General features: G+C 39.4%; 20 protein-coding genes. 2 read left to right on the top strand and 18 right to left on the bottom strand.

Annotation, left to right across the window (positions count from 1 at the left end):
• Nucleotides 1-11: 11 nt before the first annotated feature.
• The 16 genes from miaB to nadA all read right to left on the bottom strand — a co-directional run bounded on the left by miaB (nucleotide 12) and on the right by nadA (nucleotide 14,672).
• Complete coding sequence (gene miaB, locus LI164_RS00505) at nucleotides 12-1,451, bottom strand: tRNA (N6-isopentenyl adenosine(37)-C2)-methylthiotransferase MiaB (protein ID WP_040015445.1); 1,440 nt, start codon at nucleotides 1,449-1,451, stop codon at nucleotides 12-14.
• Nucleotides 1,417-1,593, bottom strand: a complete 177-nt coding sequence (locus LI164_RS00500) for a DUF4250 domain-containing protein (RefSeq protein ID WP_005332682.1) — start codon at nucleotides 1,591-1,593, stop codon at nucleotides 1,417-1,419. The genes miaB and LI164_RS00500 overlap by 35 nt, the downstream gene beginning before the upstream one ends.
• An 8-nt stretch (nucleotides 1,594-1,601) precedes the next feature.
• Nucleotides 1,602-2,156: a 5-formyltetrahydrofolate cyclo-ligase gene (locus LI164_RS00495; RefSeq protein ID WP_005332681.1), complete on the bottom strand. Its 555-nt coding sequence runs from the start codon at nucleotides 2,154-2,156 to the stop codon at nucleotides 1,602-1,604.
• On the bottom strand, nucleotides 2,134-2,355 hold the full coding sequence (locus LI164_RS00490) for a DUF896 domain-containing protein (RefSeq protein WP_005336417.1): 222 nt from the start codon (nucleotides 2,353-2,355) through the stop codon (nucleotides 2,134-2,136). The genes LI164_RS00495 and LI164_RS00490 overlap by 23 nt, the downstream gene beginning before the upstream one ends.
• A gap of 87 nt (nucleotides 2,356-2,442) precedes the next feature.
• The gene (locus LI164_RS00485) at nucleotides 2,443-2,820 is read right to left on the bottom strand and encodes a hypothetical protein (RefSeq protein WP_005332679.1); all 378 of its coding nucleotides are present in this window, start codon (nucleotides 2,818-2,820) and stop codon (nucleotides 2,443-2,445) included.
• A gap of 83 nt (nucleotides 2,821-2,903) precedes the next feature.
• A complete protein-coding gene (locus LI164_RS00480; protein ID WP_005332678.1) occupies nucleotides 2,904-4,565 on the bottom strand; it encodes a polysaccharide biosynthesis protein in 1,662 nt (553 codons plus the stop codon).
• A 13-nt stretch (nucleotides 4,566-4,578) separates the two neighbouring features.
• A complete protein-coding gene (ybeY, locus tag LI164_RS00475; RefSeq protein WP_005332677.1) occupies nucleotides 4,579-5,073 on the bottom strand; it encodes an rRNA maturation RNase YbeY in 495 nt (164 codons plus the stop codon).
• Entirely contained in the window at nucleotides 5,070-6,074 is a 1,005-nt protein-coding gene (locus LI164_RS00470; protein WP_005332676.1) for a PhoH family protein, read from the bottom strand. The genes ybeY and LI164_RS00470 overlap by 4 nt, the downstream gene beginning before the upstream one ends.
• Before the next feature lie 5 nt (nucleotides 6,075-6,079).
• Nucleotides 6,080-7,366 carry a sporulation protein YqfD gene (locus LI164_RS00465; protein ID WP_040015444.1) on the bottom strand — a complete coding sequence of 429 codons (1,287 nt, stop codon included), beginning with the start codon at nucleotides 7,364-7,366 and terminating at the stop codon, nucleotides 6,080-6,082.
• Nucleotides 7,367-7,383: 17 nt separating this feature from the next.
• Entirely contained in the window at nucleotides 7,384-7,662 is a 279-nt protein-coding gene (yqfC, locus tag LI164_RS00460; protein WP_005332674.1) for a sporulation protein YqfC, read from the bottom strand.
• Nucleotides 7,663-7,810: 148 nt separating this feature from the next.
• Nucleotides 7,811-8,536 carry a pyruvate formate-lyase-activating protein gene (gene pflA, locus LI164_RS00455; protein WP_005332673.1) on the bottom strand — a complete coding sequence of 242 codons (726 nt, stop codon included), beginning with the start codon at nucleotides 8,534-8,536 and terminating at the stop codon, nucleotides 7,811-7,813.
• Nucleotides 8,537-8,668: 132 nt separating this feature from the next.
• Nucleotides 8,669-10,921: a formate C-acetyltransferase gene (pflB, locus tag LI164_RS00450; protein WP_040015443.1), complete on the bottom strand. Its 2,253-nt coding sequence runs from the start codon at nucleotides 10,919-10,921 to the stop codon at nucleotides 8,669-8,671.
• A gap of 421 nt (nucleotides 10,922-11,342) precedes the next feature.
• Nucleotides 11,343-11,555, bottom strand: a complete 213-nt coding sequence (locus LI164_RS00445; RefSeq protein WP_005332670.1) for a FeoA domain-containing protein — start codon at nucleotides 11,553-11,555, stop codon at nucleotides 11,343-11,345.
• A gap of 76 nt (nucleotides 11,556-11,631) precedes the next feature.
• On the bottom strand, nucleotides 11,632-12,483 hold the full coding sequence (gene nadC, locus LI164_RS00440; RefSeq protein ID WP_005332663.1) for a carboxylating nicotinate-nucleotide diphosphorylase: 852 nt from the start codon (nucleotides 12,481-12,483) through the stop codon (nucleotides 11,632-11,634).
• A 43-nt stretch (nucleotides 12,484-12,526) separates the two neighbouring features.
• Nucleotides 12,527-13,756, bottom strand: a complete 1,230-nt coding sequence (locus LI164_RS00435; RefSeq protein WP_005332656.1) for an L-aspartate oxidase — start codon at nucleotides 13,754-13,756, stop codon at nucleotides 12,527-12,529.
• Between the two features lie 10 nt (nucleotides 13,757-13,766).
• Nucleotides 13,767-14,672 (bottom strand): quinolinate synthase NadA, encoded by a 906-nt coding sequence (nadA, locus tag LI164_RS00430; RefSeq protein WP_040015442.1) that lies wholly within the window; start codon nucleotides 14,670-14,672, stop codon nucleotides 13,767-13,769.
• Between the two features lie 206 nt (nucleotides 14,673-14,878).
• Between nadA and LI164_RS00425 the strand changes: the two genes are divergently transcribed.
• The gene (locus tag LI164_RS00425) at nucleotides 14,879-16,234 is read left to right on the top strand and encodes a threonine/serine exporter ThrE family protein (protein WP_005332652.1); all 1,356 of its coding nucleotides are present in this window, start codon (nucleotides 14,879-14,881) and stop codon (nucleotides 16,232-16,234) included.
• 134 nt (nucleotides 16,235-16,368) lie between these two features.
• Here the strand turns inward: LI164_RS00425 and LI164_RS00420 are convergent, their stop codons facing one another.
• Nucleotides 16,369-17,127 (bottom strand): DUF4866 domain-containing protein, encoded by a 759-nt coding sequence (locus LI164_RS00420; RefSeq protein WP_005332651.1) that lies wholly within the window; start codon nucleotides 17,125-17,127, stop codon nucleotides 16,369-16,371.
• Between the two features lie 121 nt (nucleotides 17,128-17,248).
• On the opposite strand from LI164_RS00420, the gene LI164_RS00415 reads away from it, so the two are divergent.
• The gene (locus LI164_RS00415) at nucleotides 17,249-18,142 is read left to right on the top strand and encodes a LysR family transcriptional regulator (protein ID WP_040015441.1); all 894 of its coding nucleotides are present in this window, start codon (nucleotides 17,249-17,251) and stop codon (nucleotides 18,140-18,142) included.
• Between the two features lie 11 nt (nucleotides 18,143-18,153).
• Here the strand turns inward: LI164_RS00415 and LI164_RS00410 are convergent, their stop codons facing one another.
• Complete coding sequence (locus LI164_RS00410) at nucleotides 18,154-19,293, bottom strand: glycerate kinase (protein ID WP_005332648.1); 1,140 nt, start codon at nucleotides 19,291-19,293, stop codon at nucleotides 18,154-18,156.
• Nucleotides 19,294-19,332: the final 39 nt, after the last annotated feature.

Genomic DNA, 19,332 nt, shown 5'->3' with positions numbered 1-19,332 from the left:
GGTATATTTTTCTATACCTGTTCTCCAATATAATAGAAGCCTTTACATTGATCCAGCTTCACATTGACATAATCGCCGATCATAGATGCATCTCCCCGGAAATGAACAAGAATGTTATTGCTGAGTCGTCCGGTTACCATATGGTCATCATGGTCACTGACAGATTCAACCAGCACTTCCTGAACGGTTCCTTCATGTACAGCACATACCTCTGCTGCAATTGTCTGAACTTCTTTCAGTAGACGGTCAAAACGATCTTTTACAACTTCCTCCGGAACCTGATCTTCCATTGTGGCAGCAGGCGTTCCGGTTCTCTTGGAGTAGATAAATGTAAATGCACTGTCGTATCGCACTTTTCTTACAATATCTAAAGTTTCCAGGAAGTCCTCTTCTGTCTCACCAGGAAATCCGACAATAATATCTGTTGTCAGAGAGATATCCGGCACAGCGGCACGGATTTTATCTACCAGTTCCAGATACTGTTCTTTTGTATAATGGCGGTTCATCTTCTTTAAAATACGACTGCTTCCGGATTGTACGGGAAGATGAAGGTGTTTACAGATTTTTTTACTCTTGCCCATCACTTCGATCAATTCATCAGAAAGATCTTTCGGGTGGGAAGTCATAAAACGGATTCGATGAAGTCCCTCGATCTGCTCGATTTTTTGTAGTAGTTCTGCAAAGGGCAACGGTTCTTCCAAGTTCTTTCCGTAAGAATTTACATTTTGTCCAAGAAGCATAACTTCTGTGACACCATCAGCTACAAGACGTTCGATTTCCCGCACAATTGCTTCTGGTTTACGACTTCTCTCACGTCCTCTTACATATGGCACGATACAGTAACTACAGAAATTATTGCAGCCAAACATAATGTTGACTCCGGATTTAAAGGAATATTTCCTGTCGTTTGGAAGATCTTCGACAATCTTATCAGTATCTTTCCAGATATCAATGACCATGCGGCCACCTTCGTAAACTGCAGTAATTAGTTCCGCAAATTTATAAATGTTATGGGTGCCGAAAATAAGATCTACGAAGCGATAGCTTGTACGAAGTTTTTCTACAACTTCCGGTTCCTGCATCATACAGCCGCACAAGGCAATCTTCATATGTGGATTTTTCTTTTTATGTGACTTTAACTGACCAAGGCGTCCGTAAACTCTTGTATTCGCATTTTCCCGGACAGTACACGTATTAAAGATTACAAAATCTGCCTCTTCTTCAGACGCTTCTTCGTAGCCTATTTCAAGTAGAATTCCACGTAATTTTTCTGAATCGCGCGCATTCATCTGACACCCAAAGGTTGTGACGCAGAAAGTCATCGGCCTTCCTGCTTCTTCTGCTTCTTTTCTTACGTATTCTTTCGCTTTTTCTATGAAATAATATTGTCTTTCTGGTTCCTTATGAGGTACAGGATCAGACAAATTGATTCCTGATGTTATCGTATTCATAATCAATCCCTTTCAACGTATCTGTAATAGATGTTTTTGTGATTTCGCGGTCTTCGCATAGTGCGTCCAGCGATGGATATTTATCTCTGAGTTCTGTATTGATCACGCTAAGAAGCATGACTGGATCTTTTGGTAATTCCATATATAATATTATCCTTCCTGATAAATGTTTGTTTCTGTCACAAGAAGCTGTGGCTTAATATCTTGTTCCTCTGCCGGGACTTCAAATAAGACTTGCATATCAAAAGCCAGTGCCAGTGTATGAAGCTGAGGATGTGACTCCAGATATCGGTCATAATAACCGCCTCCATAGCCGACACGATTGCGGTTTGTATCAAAGGCAACTCCTGGCATGATCATAAGTCCGTCGTCTGCCGATGCAGGTATTCCGGCAGCGGGTTCGAGAATACCATAAGCACCAGGTTTTAATTCATCAAAAGAAGTAATTTCATAAAAATCCATTGTTTCGCCGTGAACCTTCGGAACCCAGACAGTTTTTCCGAGTTTCCAGGCTTCCAGCATAAGTGGCCGAGTCCCCACTTCCCCTCCGAAATCTATATAACAATAAATATCTGTTGCTTCCCGGAATACATCCAGTTCGCATGTCTTACGACAGATTTCAGCCGTCTGTGACTGCCAGATAATTGGATCCAGTTCTTTGCGTTGCTTACGGATAATCTGCCTAATGGACTTTTTTGTTTCCATATTTTTCACCTAGATTCGTAATACTTCCATCTGCCTCTTTGACAGAAATATTGTCAAGCTGTCCCCTAAGATTACGGCGGACGCTGTCAATATATTCTTTTCTTAAGATAAGCTGTTCTTTTAATTCTGCATCACTTAATCCGACCTCTTTGGATTTGTGATAGAGTTCATTAATACGGGCAATTTTGCTTTCGTCCATGTGCTTTCGTTCCTTTCTTAATAAAGACGTCATCTATTTATCTTACACTATCCGGAACAAGAAGTCTACAGAAAAATCCAGGATACATTAACTGGAATAATTTTCGAGAAAGCCATAAAGCTCAGCGGTACTTTCAATATACTTTCCATTTCTGATTTCCTGTCTTAAAAGTTCTGGAAGTTCATCATAATGAATGTCTGTATACTCATAAGGTGTTTTCTTATCGCTGAAATACACAACAATGTATCCGTTCACTTCCATCAGATAATAGCAGTCATTTTTGGAAGCCTTGCTGCCGGTCGTGACAGAAGATGAATCCTCATTTTCCATGGTCTGCTGCTCTTCTATTTTTAGTTTTTCAGCTCTCGCCTTTGCTTTTTGATAACTGAACTGATATGCAAATGTCATGGCAATGATCAGGCATGCACAACAACTTAAAAAGCCAATGCTGTACTTACTTTTCATGGAAATATCTCCTTTTTAAGTACAGTATTGACTTTATTATTTACTTCTATTCATGATCCGTGTCATGCAGCATTAAGAACAGCCTAGGAACGGAATAAATGAGCTTTCTTGCATATTTTGACTAACATTGGTCCCTTTGGCATGGAAGATAGCTCTTTTTCTGTTACACCGCCAAGAAGTACAAGCGCAACACCGTAAACTGCAACAGCAACACACAATGCAATGACAGTTGCAATTCTTGTTCCTACGAACAATTCAAATAACAAATGTACAACAAGTGTAACGATCCCCATAATGATCGAGGCAATTGCCGGTATGACAAATGTTTTCTTCTGCTCCTGAACATATCCGATTCGTTCTCTCAATGCATGTGCATTTAAAATACAGGTAGAAAGAGAAAAAACAATCTTGCTCAAAACAACTGCATAAATGCCCCATTTGAAAACAACCATCATAAGGAACAGGGAAATGATATGTATAACAAGAGAGATGGCGGCACTCTTTACCGGTACCATCATATTATCGAGTCCCTGAAGCACTGCATTCGTTACAGTAGAAAGATTGTAAAATACAACAGAGATTGCTCCCATCTGTAATAATACACCGCCAAGAGTATTATTCTCTGTAAAGAATAATAAATCCAGAAGTGGTTTTGCCAGTACGATAAATCCGGCTGCACATGGAATCGCAATAATCATATTAAAACGCGTAAAAATATCAATCTTTTCATGAACCTGTCTGCGGTTTCCGGTCTTTGCTGTAAGTACAATGCTTGGGATCAAGGAAGATCCAAAGGCACTGGAAATCGCAAGAGGCACATTCATCAGTGTATCGTATTTTCCGGTTACAATACCAAGAAGGGCGGCATATTCGCTTTCTTTATGCCCCTGAATAGACATAATTGTCCCAAACATAGCATTATCTACAACACCACAAAGATTGTAGACCGTTGCGCTTAAAATAACAGGTGCAATCGTTAATAGAAGCACTTTAAAAACTCTCTTATAACTTTCAGTTTTATTTCCACGATCACGCTCCATCTGACGGCGGAATTTCTTCCGGAAAGCTAAAAATAAGAAAAATAAAAATAATAACGCAGCAAGTGCTCCCATCACGGTACCTAGTGTACCGCCAGATGCTGCATAAGCCGCACCATAAGAATCATTATTTTTCTGGGCAGCAACTTCTTTACCAACCTTAAGGAGCATGTAAGCACCGACTACGCTGACAACTGCATTGACAATCTGTTCGATGATCTGGGAAACAGCTGTCGGAATCATGGATCCATTTCCCTGGAAAAATCCACGGAATACACCAAGGATTGCCACGATCAGAATGCACGGAGCCAGTACTCGCAAAGCTAACGTACTCATTTTCATTGCCATCAGATTCGATGCGATAAAATCAGCGCCAAAGAATATGATGGCACCGACGATACCGCCTGCTGCAATTGCAAATGTCATGGCACCCCGAAAGACGCGATATGCATTTTTATATTGTCCTGTTGCAAGTCTTGCAGAGACAAGCTTGGATACTGCAAGGGGCAGACTGTAAGAAGTCAGTGTAAGTGCAATCGCGTAAATCTGAAACGCGACTCCGTAGTAGCCCATACCTTTATCACCCAGTATATTTACGAGGGGAATTCGGTACACTGCTCCGATAATTTTAGTTATGACTCCGGCTATAGCCAGAATGGAACCCTGAACGAGAAAGTTCTTCCCGGTTTCACTTTTGTTTTCACTCATAATTTACTCCATGTTAACGTAATATATTTAGCTCATTTAAAATTTCACGCTGAAGAGTCTCCATTTCAATACGTTCCTCTTCTTCCATATGATCATAACCGGAAAGATGAAGGACCGAGTGTGCAATCAGGAATGCGTATTCACGTTTGACGGAATGACCGTATTCTTCAGCCTGTGCAATGACTTTTTCTTTGGAAATCACAATATCTCCAAGCAGAAGCTCACCTGTCTCCGGATCGAAGCAGTCTTCTTCGCTTTCAAAATGAGAGAAGTCTCCCGGAGTTTCATATTCCAGCATCGGGAAAGAAAGTACATCTGTTGCACGATCAATGTTACGGAAATCCCGGTTCATCTCATGAATCTCATCGTTCATAGTGAGTAAGAGATTGACCTGAACTTCATATGGACAATGAATATATTCCAATGCGCCATTTATGACTTCACGGGCAAGCGCCTGGCAATCAAAAGGGAGCTTTAATGCTCCTTCTTCTTCATAAAATAATGTCATGATTTTCTCCTTTTCTCTCGGCTGCGATTTCTTGATTTGTTCTGTGTCTTTGTCTCGTATTCTTCGTAAGCTTTTACAATTTTCTGGACAAGCGGATGGCGGACAACATCTTTGCTTGTAAGACGGCATACTCCAATGTCATTGATCTTGCCGACAACACGGACAGCTACATCAAGTCCGGAAGTCTGACCACTTGGCAAATCCTTTTGTGTCTCATCACCGGTAATTACAACTTTTGAGCCAAATCCGATTCTTGTTAAAAACATCTTCATCTGCGCCGGAGTTGTGTTCTGAGCCTCGTCCAGAATGATAAATGCATTGTCTAATGTACGTCCACGCATGTAAGCAAGCGGTGCGACTTCAATCAGTCCTTTTTCAGAATTTTTCAAAAAACTTTCTGCTCCCATAATCTGATAAAGAGCATCATAAAGCGGACGCAGATAAGGATCGATCTTGCTTTGCAGATCTCCCGGAAGAAATCCAAGCTTTTCTCCCGCCTCAATGGCAGGTCTTGTCAAAATGATTCTTCCAACTTCATTATTTTTAAATGCAGTGATTGCCATAGCCATGGCCAGGTATGTCTTTCCTGTTCCGGCAGGACCTAGTCCAAAGACAATCATTTTTTCCCGAATTTCATCTACATACTGTTTTTGCCCAAGTGTCTTTGGTTTTATTGGCTTCCCCTGTAAGGTGTGACAGATAATATCTTTATCAATTTCCAAGACATTATCTTCACTGTCTTCCATGACAAGTGCCAGCGTATAATTCACATTTTGTTCTGAAATCGTGTTACCTCGACGGGATAATTCAAGAAGCTGTGAGAGTACATTTCTTGCGCGTTCTACAGCATTGCTGTCCCCCATGATCTTGACAACACCATCTCTGGAAATCAGTGTCACATGAAGGGAGCGCTCAATCTTTTTTGCAAAAGCATCAAATTGCCCGAATACATTTGCTTCATGCTCAGCCGGGATTTCAAGAACAGTTTCCATAATTCCCATATATCTTATTCTCCTAATTGTTCAGTTTGTTCTTCCGGATCATTCGGAAGCTGCAGAATCTCAGATTGTCGGGACTGTCCGGTATTGCAGATGATGGTCAGTGTACCAGATATAGCTCCCTCTTTTGACCCTGTGTCTATTTTAACATCATTCTGAATAATTTCTACCCCCTTTTTATCTAAATCTTCACAATATCGTAAGAAATATCTGTTCAATTTGTCTTGAAGCTGTTGATCTGTATATTTTTTCATAACAGGTTTATAAGGGGTCAGACCTACAACGCCGATATATACCGGCAGATAAAAATGATCTAGAAGTTTCAGCCGTGACTCCATTGTGCTTTTTGAATAGTGTTCATACGGAGACCAGATGAAAAATGGTGACAGACGATATTTACCAATGCGAAAATACAGATAGAACAAACGGGGGAACTTTACACTTGTTTTTTTTACGTATTTTCTGGGCAAAGTATTCTCGTAATGAATCTGAGTCTGGATGAAAATATCAGCATCTGAATGACAGGACTCATATCCTGTGATCTCTTTTGCATCATTAAGAATAGGAATCTGACCGGAAACAAGAATATCACCGGGATTTACAGATGTTCCCTCCCGCACCATAGGAATACCTTTTCGAGTGATAATGCGTACAATAGTCCCTGTGCAATCTGAAACAAGGTCCGTCCCAGCATCAGAATTTGGATATATATCCTCTTTTATATCTGTTTTATTATCTGTTTTATTATCTATTTTAGCATCTTCGTTTTCTTTGATTTGAATGATCAGTCTGGTTCCCTCTATAGATGCAGATACCCAGATGATGTCGTCAAATCCTTTCCGAATATCTTTTACAATACGGTCGCAATCAATGTTTCCGCGCCGTATGCCGGTATTCACATGATTCTCCTTTAGAAATGTTCTTATGACTTCTTCGGTCTGTGTATGTGTGCCAAGGATTTCAATATCCCAGATATAACCAGACATTATCAATAGTAAAACGGTGGCAGTAAGTATGCCAGCAAAGAAAAGCTTGCGTCTTCGATGGTCAAACAGATAAAAAGGAAGTCCATATTTTTTTACAATCGTAATTTTTGTGGAAGTTTTATGAGAAATGTGACGCAGCTTTTTGAAATCTTTTACCCATAGATTCATTTCGTAAGAGCCATCGCTGGCTGATAAATCCCAGATTTTTATTTTTCGGTAATTGCATGCGTTAATAAAACGTTCCATACGATGACCGGTAATCCGGATTCTTACATATCCTCGAATATATTGATATATTTTTAAAAGCAATGAATGAATCCCCCACCTTATGTCTGATATTCAATATTCTGAATTTTCCCCGTAATTTTCATATCATCATTCGTATAAGAATCAACTTGAAGGTGCTTTCCGGTAATTCGTATCTGACCGATTTTTGTCTGAACTCTAACGAGTTGATCTGTATATTCAATCAGTCCCCGATAATTTTCAATTCGCATTTCAGAATGTCCCAGAATTTCAACATTAGGCATTCCAAGAACAACATCTTCTGGAAATTTGGATGCTTTGGCAGCTTTTCTTTTGCTATTTTCCAAATCTATACTCATAAAACTCCATTTTTCAATTTATGAAAATATCGTTTGTAATAATGTATGAATGAAGGTATGTCTTTCATTACTGAAGTAAAAAAGAAACACACAGCTTTAAAATATCATAAGCTATATGTTTCTTTTATCAAATTATAAATTGGTATTATTAAAATGCTCCAAGACGTTTTCTGGCATTCTCTACACGCTCAGCAGTCGGAGGATCAATTCCTTCTAATGGATACTCCATACCAAGTTCTTTCCATTTGTATGCACCAAGTGTATGATATGGTAGAACTTCTACGCGTTCTACATTATGAAGAGTCAGAATGAATTCATGCAGTCTGTCCAGATATTCATCTTTGTCGCTGCGCTTAGGAACAAGAACATGTCTGATCCAGACAGGCTTCTTCATATCAGACAGATAAGTTGCCAGATCTAAGATGTTTTTATTCGTATGCCCTGTCAGACGTATATGCTCCTTTTCATCAATGTGTTTGATGTCAAGCAAAATGAGATCGGTATATTGCATTAATTCATTAAATTTGCTAAAGAAAGGTTCTTCTCTTGTGAAAGGATTACCACTTGTATCTAGTGTTGTATGAATTCCATTTTCCTTTGCTTTTTTAAAAAGTTCAGTCAGAAAATCAATTTGAAGAAGCGGTTCACCACCACTGACAGTAATGCCACCTTCATTCCCCCAGTAAGAACGATATCTGAGGGCTTTTTTGATCAGGTCATCCGTAGAAGTCAGTGTACCTGTTTTCATATTCCATGTATCCGGGTTATGACAGAACTGACAACGCATGGGACATCCTGCAGTAAAAATGACAAAGCGAACTCCTGGTCCATCTACAGAACCAAAACTTTCTGTGGAATGAATGTATCCTTCCATAATAACAATCTCCTATCTATATATTTTTAAAATGTATTTTCAATAATGGTTTATTATTTTGAAAATTTACATAATTAATTATAAGACCCCGCGAAGAGCATTGTCAAACACGAGGTCTTATATGTGTGAAAATTACATTTCTTTATGGCATGTTCTGGAAATTACATCTAACTGCTGCTCGCGAGTCAGGTCGATGAATTTTACAGCGTATCCAGATACACGGATTGTAAAGTTTGCGTACTCTGGTTTCTCTGGATGCTCCATAGCATCGATCAGTTTCTCTGTACCAAATACATTGACATTCAGATGATGAGCTCCCTGATCAAAGTATCCATCTAATACGTGTGCAAGGTTCACACTTCTCTCTTCATCATTGTGTCCAAGTGCTCCTGGGCTGATTGTCTGTGTATTAGAAATTCCATCTAATGCAAGTTCATATGGAAGCTTAGCAACAGAGTTCAAGGAAGCAAGAAGTCCTGCTTTTTCTGCACCGTATGATGGGTTAGCTCCTGGAGATAATGGCTCTCCTGCTTTTCTTCCATCTGGAAGAGATCCTGTAGCCTTACCATATACAACGTTTGATGTAATTGTAAGGATAGATGTTGTCGGTGTAGAATCTCTGTAAGTATGGCATTTGCTCAGTTTGTGCATGAATTTCTTCAGAAGCCAAACTGCAATGTCATCTGCACGGTCATCATCATTACCATATCTTGGGAAATCTCCCTCGATTTCAAAGTCAACAGCAATTCCGTCCTCGTCACGGATTGGTTTAACCTTTGCGTATTTGATAGCGCTTAAGGAATCTACTACATGTGAGAATCCTGCGATACCTGTAGCAAATGAACGTTTTACATCTGTGTCGATGAGAGACATCTGTGCTGCCTCATAATAATATTTATCATGCATGTAGTGGATCATGTTCAGTGTGTCAACGTACAGTTTAGACAGCCACTCCATCATCTCGTCATATTTAGCAAGTACTTCATCGATATCAAGGTACTCAGATGTAATTGGCTGGTAGTTTGGTCCAACCTGTGCTTTTGTCTTCTCATCAACACCACCGTTGATTGCATACATTAAGCATTTTGCAAGGTTTGCACGAGCTCCGAAGAACTGCATCTCTTTACCAGTCTCTGTGGCAGATACGCAGCAGCAGATGCTGTAGTCATCACCCCATACCGGACGCATAACATCGTCATTTTCATACTGGATAGAACTTGTCTCAACAGAAATGCGAGCAGCAAATTTCTTGAAGTTCTCTGGCAGTCTTGAAGAATAAAGGACTGTTAAGTTCGGCTCTGGAGAAGGTCCCATGTTCTTTAATGTGTGAAGGAAACGATAATCGTTCTTTGTTACCATAGAACGTCCATCTTGTCCAAGTCCGGCTACTTCCAGAGTTGCCCATGTAGGATCTCCTGAGAACAGTTCATTGTAAGAAGGAATTCTTGCGAATTTAACCATACGGAACTTCATTACAAGGTGATCAATTAATTCCTGAGCTTCTTTCTCTGTAAGCTTACCGTTTTTAATATCACGATCAATATATATATCAAGGAAAGTAGACACACGTCCAACACTCATAGCAGCACCGTTCTGAGTCTTGATTGCTGCAAGATAACCAAAGTATAACCACTGTACAGCCTCTTTTGCATCTTTTGCAGGCTGTGAAATGTCATAACCATAAGCAGCAGCCATTTCTTTCATATCACGAAGTGCTCTCATCTGATCAGCAAGCTCTTCACGAAGACGGAAGTCTGTACCTTTCATGCCGTGTCTTGCGTAACGCTCAAAATCATACTGTTTTTTCTCAAGAAGAAAATCAATTCCGTACAGAGCTACACGACGATAATCACCAACGATACGTCCACGTCCGTAAGTATCCGGAAGTCCTGTAATGATTTTGTTATGACGAGCTTTTTTCATCTCTGGTGTGTAGATATCGAAAACTCCCTGGTTGTGTGTTTTATGATATTTAGTAAAGATTTCATGAAGTTTTGGGCTTGGCTCATATCCATAAGTTGTACAAGCCTGCTCTGCCATCTTAATTCCACCGTAAGGCATGAATGCTCTCTTCAGAGGCTTGTCTGTCTGAAGACCTACAACCTGCTCAAGGTCTTTCATACTCTCATCGATATACCCTGGGCCATATGCTGTCAGTCCGGATACAACTTCTGTTTCCATATCTAGAACGCCGCCTTTTGCACGTTCTTCTTTCTGAAGTTCCTGAAGTCTTCCCCACAATTTGTTGGTTGCCTCAGTTGGTCCCTCCAGGAAAGATTCATCTCCATCATATGGAGTGTAGTTATCCTGGATAAAACTTCTAACATCTACAGAATGTGTCCAGTTTCTTCCTTTAAATCCTGCCCACTGTTCGTACTGTGCCATATCTTTACGTCTCCTTTTCCTAAATATGTATTTCTTTTTACGGGCACAGTATAGCATCGGTTTTTTTCGATTGCAAGTATTTAAATGAGTACAATTAATCAAAAAGCGCTTGTACTTGATTTTGTGCAATTTCACCGAGAAATTGCATTTTAGAGAGTACAATTCATGTGTTTTGTATGTAATTTTATACAAAAAATATTTGTTAAACTATTGACAAATTCAAATAAAAGTAATACGGCTATCCTCAAAATATATGATATCATAATTTAGATTTTCCCCTGATATCTGCATATGTAAATGATAAAAATGCTGTTCAGATATAAGAAAAAGAAGCATGAAACACCTTAAATGGATTCTCATACTTCTTTTTTCTTACGACAAATACCTTTTTAATAGTATCATAAATTCAACTGATACAACTTTAAACTTGTATTCTTGCCGCCGCATCATCGCTAATTGCGATTCTTTTGTGTTTGTTCCCGATAATCAGACCACCATTGAACTTTTCAAAGACCCGGATTTCACTGCCCTCCTCAATCTGACAGTTACGGATGATATCCAGAACCTCCGGAAGGCCGAACATCCATTTGATGGTATATACTTTACCGGGTGCTGCTGTTGACAAAGCCTGCATACTCGCACCTTCTTTGCTTTTTTCTTATTGTAGAGCGAGAAATAAATGTTAGTCAACAGCAACAGTATGCATGGACTTATATTACATGAAGTCCTTTTAAGGAAATATCAAGAATCGGTGCAGAATGGGTCAGTGCTCCACTGGAAATATAATCCACACCAAGTCCGGTCAGTTTTTCAATATTTTCCTTTGTAACATTTCCGGAACATTCTGTCTCGGCATGTCCATCAATGATTAATAAAGCTTCTTTCATCTCGTCATAAGACATGTTGTCTAACATAATGATGTCTGCACCTGCTTCTACCGCTTCCTTTACCATGTCAAGATTTTCTACTTCCACCTCGATTTTCCGAACAAACGGTGCATAATCCTTTGCCATCTGTATTGCTTTTGTGACGCTTCCGGCTGCACCAATATGATTATCCTTCAAAAGGACGCCATCAGATAGATTATAGCGGTGATTATATCCGCCTCCGACGCGAACTGCATATTTTTCGAAAATACGCATATTCGGAGTTGTTTTTCTTGTATCCAAAAGTTTCGTTTTAGTTCCAGCAAGCAATTTTGCAACAGAATTCGTGTATGTGGCAATTCCACTCATGCGTTGCAGATAATTCAGTGCCACTCTTTCTCCAGATAACAGTACACGGATATCGCCTGTAACAACACCCAGAAGTTCCCCGCTTTTTACTGCGTCGCCATCTTTTTTATAAAATTCAATCTTTGTATTAGCATCCAGCAATTCGAATACTCGTTTAAATACTTCCAGTCCTGCAATAATACCGTCTTGCTTGCAGATAAGATTTACTTCTCCTTGAACAGCTTCTTTCATGACTGAATTTGTGGTTACATCTTCGCTGGATATATCTTCTCTTAAGGCTTCTTCGATGAGATGGTCAGCCTGTAGTTTCATTGTAATTGTATTCATGACTCTTTGAAAATCTCCTTTTTTATAGCATTTTATTACTGTTTTATGCGGTTGCCTTATTCATCTGTTTTTCAGACATGATTTTCCTGGCAGCTCTTTTAGCAAATACAAGACTCTCCAAAAGAGAATTGCTTGCAAGTCGGTTCTTTCCATGAACACCGTTGCAACTTGTCTCTCCTACTGCATATAAATTTGGCATAGATGTATGACTATCGGAGTCAACCCAGATTCCCCCCATAAAGTAATGCTGAGCCGGCACGACTGGAATCCACTCTTTTGTCGCATCATAACCTTCTTCCAGGCAATGCTGGTAGATATTCGGAAAATGACTTAGGATTATTTCCTTTGGAATCTTTTCTAATGACAGCCACACATGATCTGTCCCATCCTTCTTCATCTGTTCCTGAATGGCTTTTGTGACAACATCTCTTGGGAGCAGTTCATCTATAAATCGATTTCCGTTTTTATCATACAGAAGAGCGCCTTCACCACGCACAGATTCGGAAATCAAAAATCTGCGTCCCGGCTTTTTAGAATAAAGTGTTGTTGGATGGATCTGTACATAATCTAAATGTTCCAGTCTGATGCCATGCTTTTTTGCAATATCAATGGCATCTCCAGTTAAATGCGGAAAGTTTGTAGAATGCTTATAACGACCTCCGATACCGCCGCTTGCAAAAATAGTCTGATCAGCGTGGATATAAATCTTTTTATGATCAGATGTTTCAGCCTCAATCCCGGCACATGCCCCTTTGGAAATAAGGATGTCAGTCATCGTCGTATATTCCATAATCTGGATATTTTTACGTGTCTTTATCTGTGCAAGAAGCTTACTTGTGATTTCTTTACCAGTAATATCTTCATGAAACAGAATTCGAGGCCTGGAATGGGCGCCTTCTCTTGTGTACAGAAGTTTACCATCTTCCTTTGCAAAATCCACACCATACCCGATCAGATCATGAATTACATCCTGTGAACCGCGGATCATAATATCTACAGACTCTTTCCTGTTTTCATAATGACCAGCCCGCATTGTGTCTTCGAAATAACTGTCATAATCATCGTCATCATGTAACACACAGATTCCTCCTTGTGCGAGAAATGAATCGCTGCTTTCAAGATCTGATTTTGTAATCATAATAATGGATAAATCTTCGGACAGATTCAGGGCTGAAAAGCAGCCGCCTACGCCTGTGCCGACAATGACCACATCGGCTTGCAAATTATTTTCCTTACTATTACTTACATTTTTCATATTATCTGTTTGATTCATATTCAAATGCCTACTTTCCAAGCTCTAACATACGTTCCAGAGGTTTTTTTGAATTTTCACGAAGGCTGTCACTGACATGAACTTCGTTCTTGCCGGTCTTTAATACATGAAGCACTTTTTCCAAAGTATTCTTTTTCATGTTCGGACATACCGGAACAGTCTTCGGATAGTAAAAATGTTTATTCGGATTATTCTGAACGAGTTTATAGTGTACACCCTCTTCTGTACAGATGATAAATTCATTACATGGACTTTCCGTTGCATATTTAATAATTCCTGAAGTACTTCCTATATAATCGGATAATTTTAATACTTCTGTATTACATTCCGGGTGAGATAACACCAGTGCATCCGGGTGTTCTTCTTTTGCTTCGCGGACTTCATCAGCTTCCATACGCTCATGTGTCGGACAGAATCCTTCATTATAGATAAAATGTTTCTCTGGAACTTGATCTGCTACAAAATGAGCCAGATTCCGGTCCGGAATAAAGTAGATATTCTTATTCGGTAACGCTTTTACTATCTTGACAGCATTTGCTGACGTTACACATACATCGGAATATTCTTTTAAAGCTGCTGTAGAATTAATATAGCAGACCACTGCTACATCTTTATACTCTTCGCGGATTTTTTTAATGGATTCTACATCTGCCATATGTGCCATCGGGCAGTCAGCAGCCGGATCCGGCATCAGAACAGTTTTGTCCGGATTTAAGATCTTTGCGCTCTCGCCCATAAAAGAAACGCCGCAAAATACAATCGTACTCTCAGAAAGCTCTGTTGCGACACGGCTTAGATAGAAAGAATCTCCTATGTAATCTGCAATATCCTGAACTTCAGGTCTGACATAATAATGAGCCAGGATCACTGCATTTTTTTCTTGTTTTAGTTTTTGTATTTCTTCTACAATTGTCATATGTTTTTCCTCCCATATGATCTGAAATTTCATTGCAGACAATTATAGCACATGTTTTTACATGTGACAAGACAGTAAGTAATTATTGACAAACAAGAAATAAAGACTATACTAAAGCTGAACATAATATGCTATATATGTATAATTAAAATATCAAACATACATAATTTATATGGCTGCAAAAATATTTATACTAAGCTGACGATATGGTCAGTTCAGTGAAGAAAGAAGTGATTTATATGCAAGTGATCCACAAAAATCACATGGAAATTTTATGGCATGATTATGCAGAAGCAATTGATGATATCCCGATTACAAGTGCCGGAATTATTGAAAAATCTTCTGTGATTGGACGGACAGGTCTTATGCTTCTGTCATGTGGAACCGGAGCCTGGCGTGTCAGACAATCTATGAATACACTCGCAGAACAGTTGGGGTTGACTTGTACTGCAGACATCGGATTAATGTCTATTGAATACACCTGTTTCGATGGAGAGGAATGTTACTCTCAGTCCTTATGTCTTACAAATACAGGAGTAAACACATCAAAACTGAATCGTCTGGAACAGTTTATTAATAAATTTTCATCCGAAGGTGTATACATGACTGGTGAGGAATTACATTCTCATCTGGATCAGATTGAAAAAATACATGGTCTCTACTCTCCGACCGCACTTGGTTTTGCAGCCGCACTTGCCTGTGGCGCATTTACCTTTTTACTTGGAGGCGGACCGGTAGAAATGTTTTGTGCATTTGCAGGTGCCGGTATCGGGAATTTTGTCCGATGCAAACTGGGGAAGCATCATTTTACACTATTTTTATGTATCTTCGCTTCTGTAACATCAGCCTGTCTGGTCTATGCGGGATTATTTGAAGTGATGAAACTGATACTCGGGGTGTCAGAACAACATGAAGCAGGATATATTTGTTCTATGTTATTTATCATTCCAGGATTCCCATTCATTACCAGCGGTATTGACCTTGCAAAATTGGATATGAGATCAGGTCTGGAACGATTAACTTATGCAATCATTATTATCACTGTTGCAACAATGACTGCCTGGATTATGGCACTTGTCTTAAAATTGCAGCCGGTGGATTTTCTAACATTAAATTTGCAAGTCCCGGTACAAATTCTCTTCCGACTGGCAGCAAGCTTTTGTGGAGTTTTCGGATTCTCTGTTATGTTTAACAGTCCAAGAAAACTGGCAGCTACAGCCGGATGTATCGGAGCAGTTGCCAATACTCTTCGTCTGGAAATGGTGGACCTTGCAAATATGCCCCCAGCTGCTGCTGCATTTATCGGCGCGCTTGTCGCAGGAATTCTTGCTTCTATGATTAAAAATGTTGCGGGATTTCCAAGAATATCCGTAACGGTACCTTCTATAGTAATTATGGTACCTGGCCTTTATTTGTACCGTGCTATTTATAATCTGGGAATCATGTCCCTGCATACATCAGCAGAGTGGTTCGCTGCCGCATTTATGATCATACTTGCATTGCCGCTTGGATTGATTTTTGCAAGGATTTTGACAGATAAAACATTTCGTTATTGCACGTAAATTCAAAGATTCGACTCTCAATTATATAAGTTCACTTGTCACTTATATAATTGGGAGTCTTCTCAACTGAACTAAAAGAGGAACCGTTCATTTTCAAGTGAATAGTTCCTCTTTCTTATAGATTATATAACAAATTATTCTTTATATTGATAAACAATCTTCTTCGCTGTCTCAATATGTTTTTCCAGTCGTTCTGAAAAATGTGTAAATGGAAGAAAAACTCCAAGTTCATCAAAATGCTCGCCTTTTTCTTCAAGACATTCTTGTCCATAATAAACAATGGATTTTGGCAATTCTTCCTGCAATTGCATAACCAGATCCATAACGGCGACATAAGACTGAGCTTCAGTCTCTTTCATTTTGATAGTATCCGGCAGTTCATATACAAGCAAAACACCTAACTGCTCTCCCATTCGATAATCTTTTACTTCCATAGTCACTTCATCATAACAATGCCTTTTTCGATATCCTTCTGCCAGATACATTTTCACATCATCATTTTGTGCGTAGACTTTTTGGAATTTATGATACATTTTGTCAGGTACAGCTTTCTTGCAATCATTTAACAGATTGCCGAATCCATCCGTTAAAATATAAGGATTGGTATGTCCGTCAGCATTAAAACGAAACGGAACAAGGTATGCATTTCTAAGAAGATCGAACATGCTGTGCTGACAGATTGCCAGAAGGAAAGCGGTCAGATCTTTATTCTTATAAGCGTCAAATAAAGCTTTTGCAAATTTCTCCGGCGGCAATACTTCTCCTGAATATTCGCCGTCAGATTCTACTGATTCATAAAATGTTTCCATCAACCGTTCGCATGCCTGCGGATTTTCCAGAATTTTGTCAAATAAGTATTCTGCTTTTTCTTCTCTTGGAAATATGGTTGCCATTTTTATTCATCTCTTTTCTTATTGATTTTTTATCTGCTATATATTATAGTTGTCTTACGTTAAAATGTAAAAGATATATTTAGTATCATGGATATATCAATTTGGAATGAGAGGATTAGATATGATTACTTACGATTATTACCGCATATTTTATTTTGTAGCACGTTATAAGAGCTTTACAAAAGCAGCAAAAATGCTTGGCAACAATCAGCCCAATATTACACGCTGCATGAATATCCTGGAGCAAGAATTAAAATGCACTCTTTTCCTACGGTCTAACCGTGGTATTTCGTTAACACCAGAGGGGAAGAAATTATATGAGCATGTAGCAATTGCATATGAACAGTTACAGATTGGCGAAGAAGAAATCCGTCAGAATGGTGAACTGGAGAATGGATTAGTATCCATCGGTGCCAGCGAAAACGCGCTGAGACTGGTACTACTTTCAAGACTTGAAAAATTTCATGAACAATATCCGCATGTCAGACTTCGTATTTCGAATCATTCGACGCCACAGGCAATTCAGGCATTAACAAGTGATATTGTGGATTTTGCTGCGGTGACAACACCACTTGACATCAAAAGTCCACTGGAGAAAATACCTCTTGCCTCTTACCGCGAAATACTAATCGGAGGGAGAAAATACAAAAAGCTTGCAGAACATACCCAGAAGCTTGAAGATATTGCTTCTCTTCCATTTATTAGTCTTGATGAAAATAGCAGTACAAGAGAATTATATAACAGTTTTTTTCTGGAACAGGGACTTTCCTTTGCACCGGATATGGAGACCGCAACAACCGATCAGATGCTTCCTTTGATCACTCATAACCTTGGAATCGGTTTTTATCCTAAGAAAATGGCTGAACTAGCTTTGACCAAAGGTGATGTATATCAGATTCCGTTGGAAGAAAAACTGCCCCTTCGGAGAATTTATTTAGTCACGAATGGCAGCACTGCAAAGAGTACTGCCGTTCGTAAGATGATCAAGTTCATTCAAGAATATCATAAAATATAACAATTTATTTGTTAACGCATCTGCATTCCTGCTTTTAAGAGCCGGAACATTCGTCTAGCTGCACCAAGATATAATTCTTCAGCATGATTTAAAGCATCAGACAGAGGCATAATATTATTTACCGTTGTGATAATAGATTCAATTCCATAATCGAAGATATCTTCTGCACCGCTTCCCATACTTCCGACAATCGCTACAGCTGGTATATGGCGCTTTTTGCAGTGTACACCAACTCCCTGCATGACTTTGCCAAATACAGACTGCCAGTCTGTAGCACCTTCTCCGGTTACGACAATATCGACATCTTTCAGATGTTCATCGAAATCCACAAGATCAAGTACCGTCTCAATTCCAGATTTCAATGTTCCGTTTAAAAATACCATAAGAGCAGTCCCGAGACCACCAGCTGCTCCGGAACCCGGTATATTATCCATATCCAGATCAAATTGCTCTTTAATAATGTCCCGGTAATTACACATACCAGCTTCCAAATCATTTTGAATCTCAGGGGTTGCACCTTTCTGTCTGCCAAATGTATAAGTAGCTCCGTCTTTTCCGCAAAGCGGATTTGTGACATCACACATTACCGTGAATTTACATTCTTTTATCAATGGATTCAGTCCAGAAAGATCTATCTTTCTAATTTTCATCAAATCCTCGCCGCACCCCTTTAATTCCTGATTATTCTCATCTAAAAATTTTCCACCCAGGGCGCGTATACAGCCGATTCCACCATCGTTTGTAGCAGAGCCGCCGATGGCTATGGATATATCCCGGAATCCTCTTCTAAGAGCATCTGCAATCATTTCTCCAGTTCCATAAGATGTAGTATAGCGTGGATCTCTTTTCTCTTCTGGAACGAGAGGCAGTCCGGAAGCTGCAGCCATTTCCATTACTGCACGATTTTCATCCAGCATGCCATAATTACTTGTAATATCCTCCCAGAGAGGTCCATGAACTTGCACAGGTAAGTTTTTTCCATTTGTAGCCGCAAGTACTGCTGCTGTTGTACCTTCGCCACCGTCTGCAACGACAATGCTGTCACATTGACAGTCCGGAAATATCTCCCGGGCTGCTTTTGCCAGAAGTTCTGCTGTCTTTTGCGAAGATAAACTCCCTTTAAATGAATCTGAAGCAAATAAAAATTTCATAAGCTTCCTCCTGTAATTACCTCTTTATAAAATAAAAAG

This window comes from Dorea sp. 210702-DFI.3.125 (assembly GCF_020560945.1).
GTDB lineage: Bacteria > Bacillota > Clostridia > Lachnospirales > Lachnospiraceae > Dorea > Dorea formicigenerans.
The sequence above is the reverse complement of the archived record's forward strand: the minus strand, read 5'-3'. Positions and strand labels throughout refer to the sequence as shown.

Bases quoted from the DNA above. Each gene is read 5' to 3' on its own strand.
- miaB (WP_040015445.1), bottom strand. From the start codon at position 1,451: ATGAATACGATAACATCAGGAATCAATTTGTCTGATCCTGTACCTCAT.
- LI164_RS00500 (WP_005332682.1), bottom strand. From the start codon at position 1,593: ATGGAATTACCAAAAGATCCAGTCATGCTTCTTAGCGTGATCAATACA.
- LI164_RS00495 (WP_005332681.1), bottom strand. From the start codon at position 2,156: ATGGAAACAAAAAAGTCCATTAGGCAGATTATCCGTAAGCAACGCAAA.
- LI164_RS00490 (WP_005336417.1), bottom strand. From the start codon at position 2,355: ATGGACGAAAGCAAAATTGCCCGTATTAATGAACTCTATCACAAATCC.
- LI164_RS00485 (WP_005332679.1), bottom strand. From the start codon at position 2,820: ATGAAAAGTAAGTACAGCATTGGCTTTTTAAGTTGTTGTGCATGCCTG.
- LI164_RS00480 (WP_005332678.1), bottom strand. From the start codon at position 4,565: ATGAGTGAAAACAAAAGTGAAACCGGGAAGAACTTTCTCGTTCAGGGT.
- ybeY (WP_005332677.1), bottom strand. From the start codon at position 5,073: ATGACATTATTTTATGAAGAAGAAGGAGCATTAAAGCTCCCTTTTGAT.
- LI164_RS00470 (WP_005332676.1), bottom strand. From the start codon at position 6,074: ATGGGAATTATGGAAACTGTTCTTGAAATCCCGGCTGAGCATGAAGCA.
- yqfC (WP_005332674.1), bottom strand. From the start codon at position 7,662: ATGAGTATAGATTTGGAAAATAGCAAAAGAAAAGCTGCCAAAGCATCC.
- pflA (WP_005332673.1), bottom strand. From the start codon at position 8,536: ATGGAAGGATACATTCATTCCACAGAAAGTTTTGGTTCTGTAGATGGA.
- pflB (WP_040015443.1), bottom strand. From the start codon at position 10,921: ATGGCACAGTACGAACAGTGGGCAGGATTTAAAGGAAGAAACTGGACA.
- LI164_RS00445 (WP_005332670.1), bottom strand. From the start codon at position 11,555: ATGCAGGCTTTGTCAACAGCAGCACCCGGTAAAGTATATACCATCAAA.
- nadC (WP_005332663.1), bottom strand. From the start codon at position 12,483: ATGAATACAATTACAATGAAACTACAGGCTGACCATCTCATCGAAGAA.
- LI164_RS00435 (WP_005332656.1), bottom strand. From the start codon at position 13,756: ATGAATCAAACAGATAATATGAAAAATGTAAGTAATAGTAAGGAAAAT.
- nadA (WP_040015442.1), bottom strand. From the start codon at position 14,672: ATGACAATTGTAGAAGAAATACAAAAACTAAAACAAGAAAAAAATGCA.
- LI164_RS00425 (WP_005332652.1), top strand. From the start codon at position 14,879: ATGGTCAGTTCAGTGAAGAAAGAAGTGATTTATATGCAAGTGATCCAC.
- LI164_RS00420 (WP_005332651.1), bottom strand. From the start codon at position 17,127: ATGGCAACCATATTTCCAAGAGAAGAAAAAGCAGAATACTTATTTGAC.
- LI164_RS00415 (WP_040015441.1), top strand. From the start codon at position 17,249: ATGATTACTTACGATTATTACCGCATATTTTATTTTGTAGCACGTTAT.
- LI164_RS00410 (WP_005332648.1), bottom strand. From the start codon at position 19,293: ATGAAATTTTTATTTGCTTCAGATTCATTTAAAGGGAGTTTATCTTCG.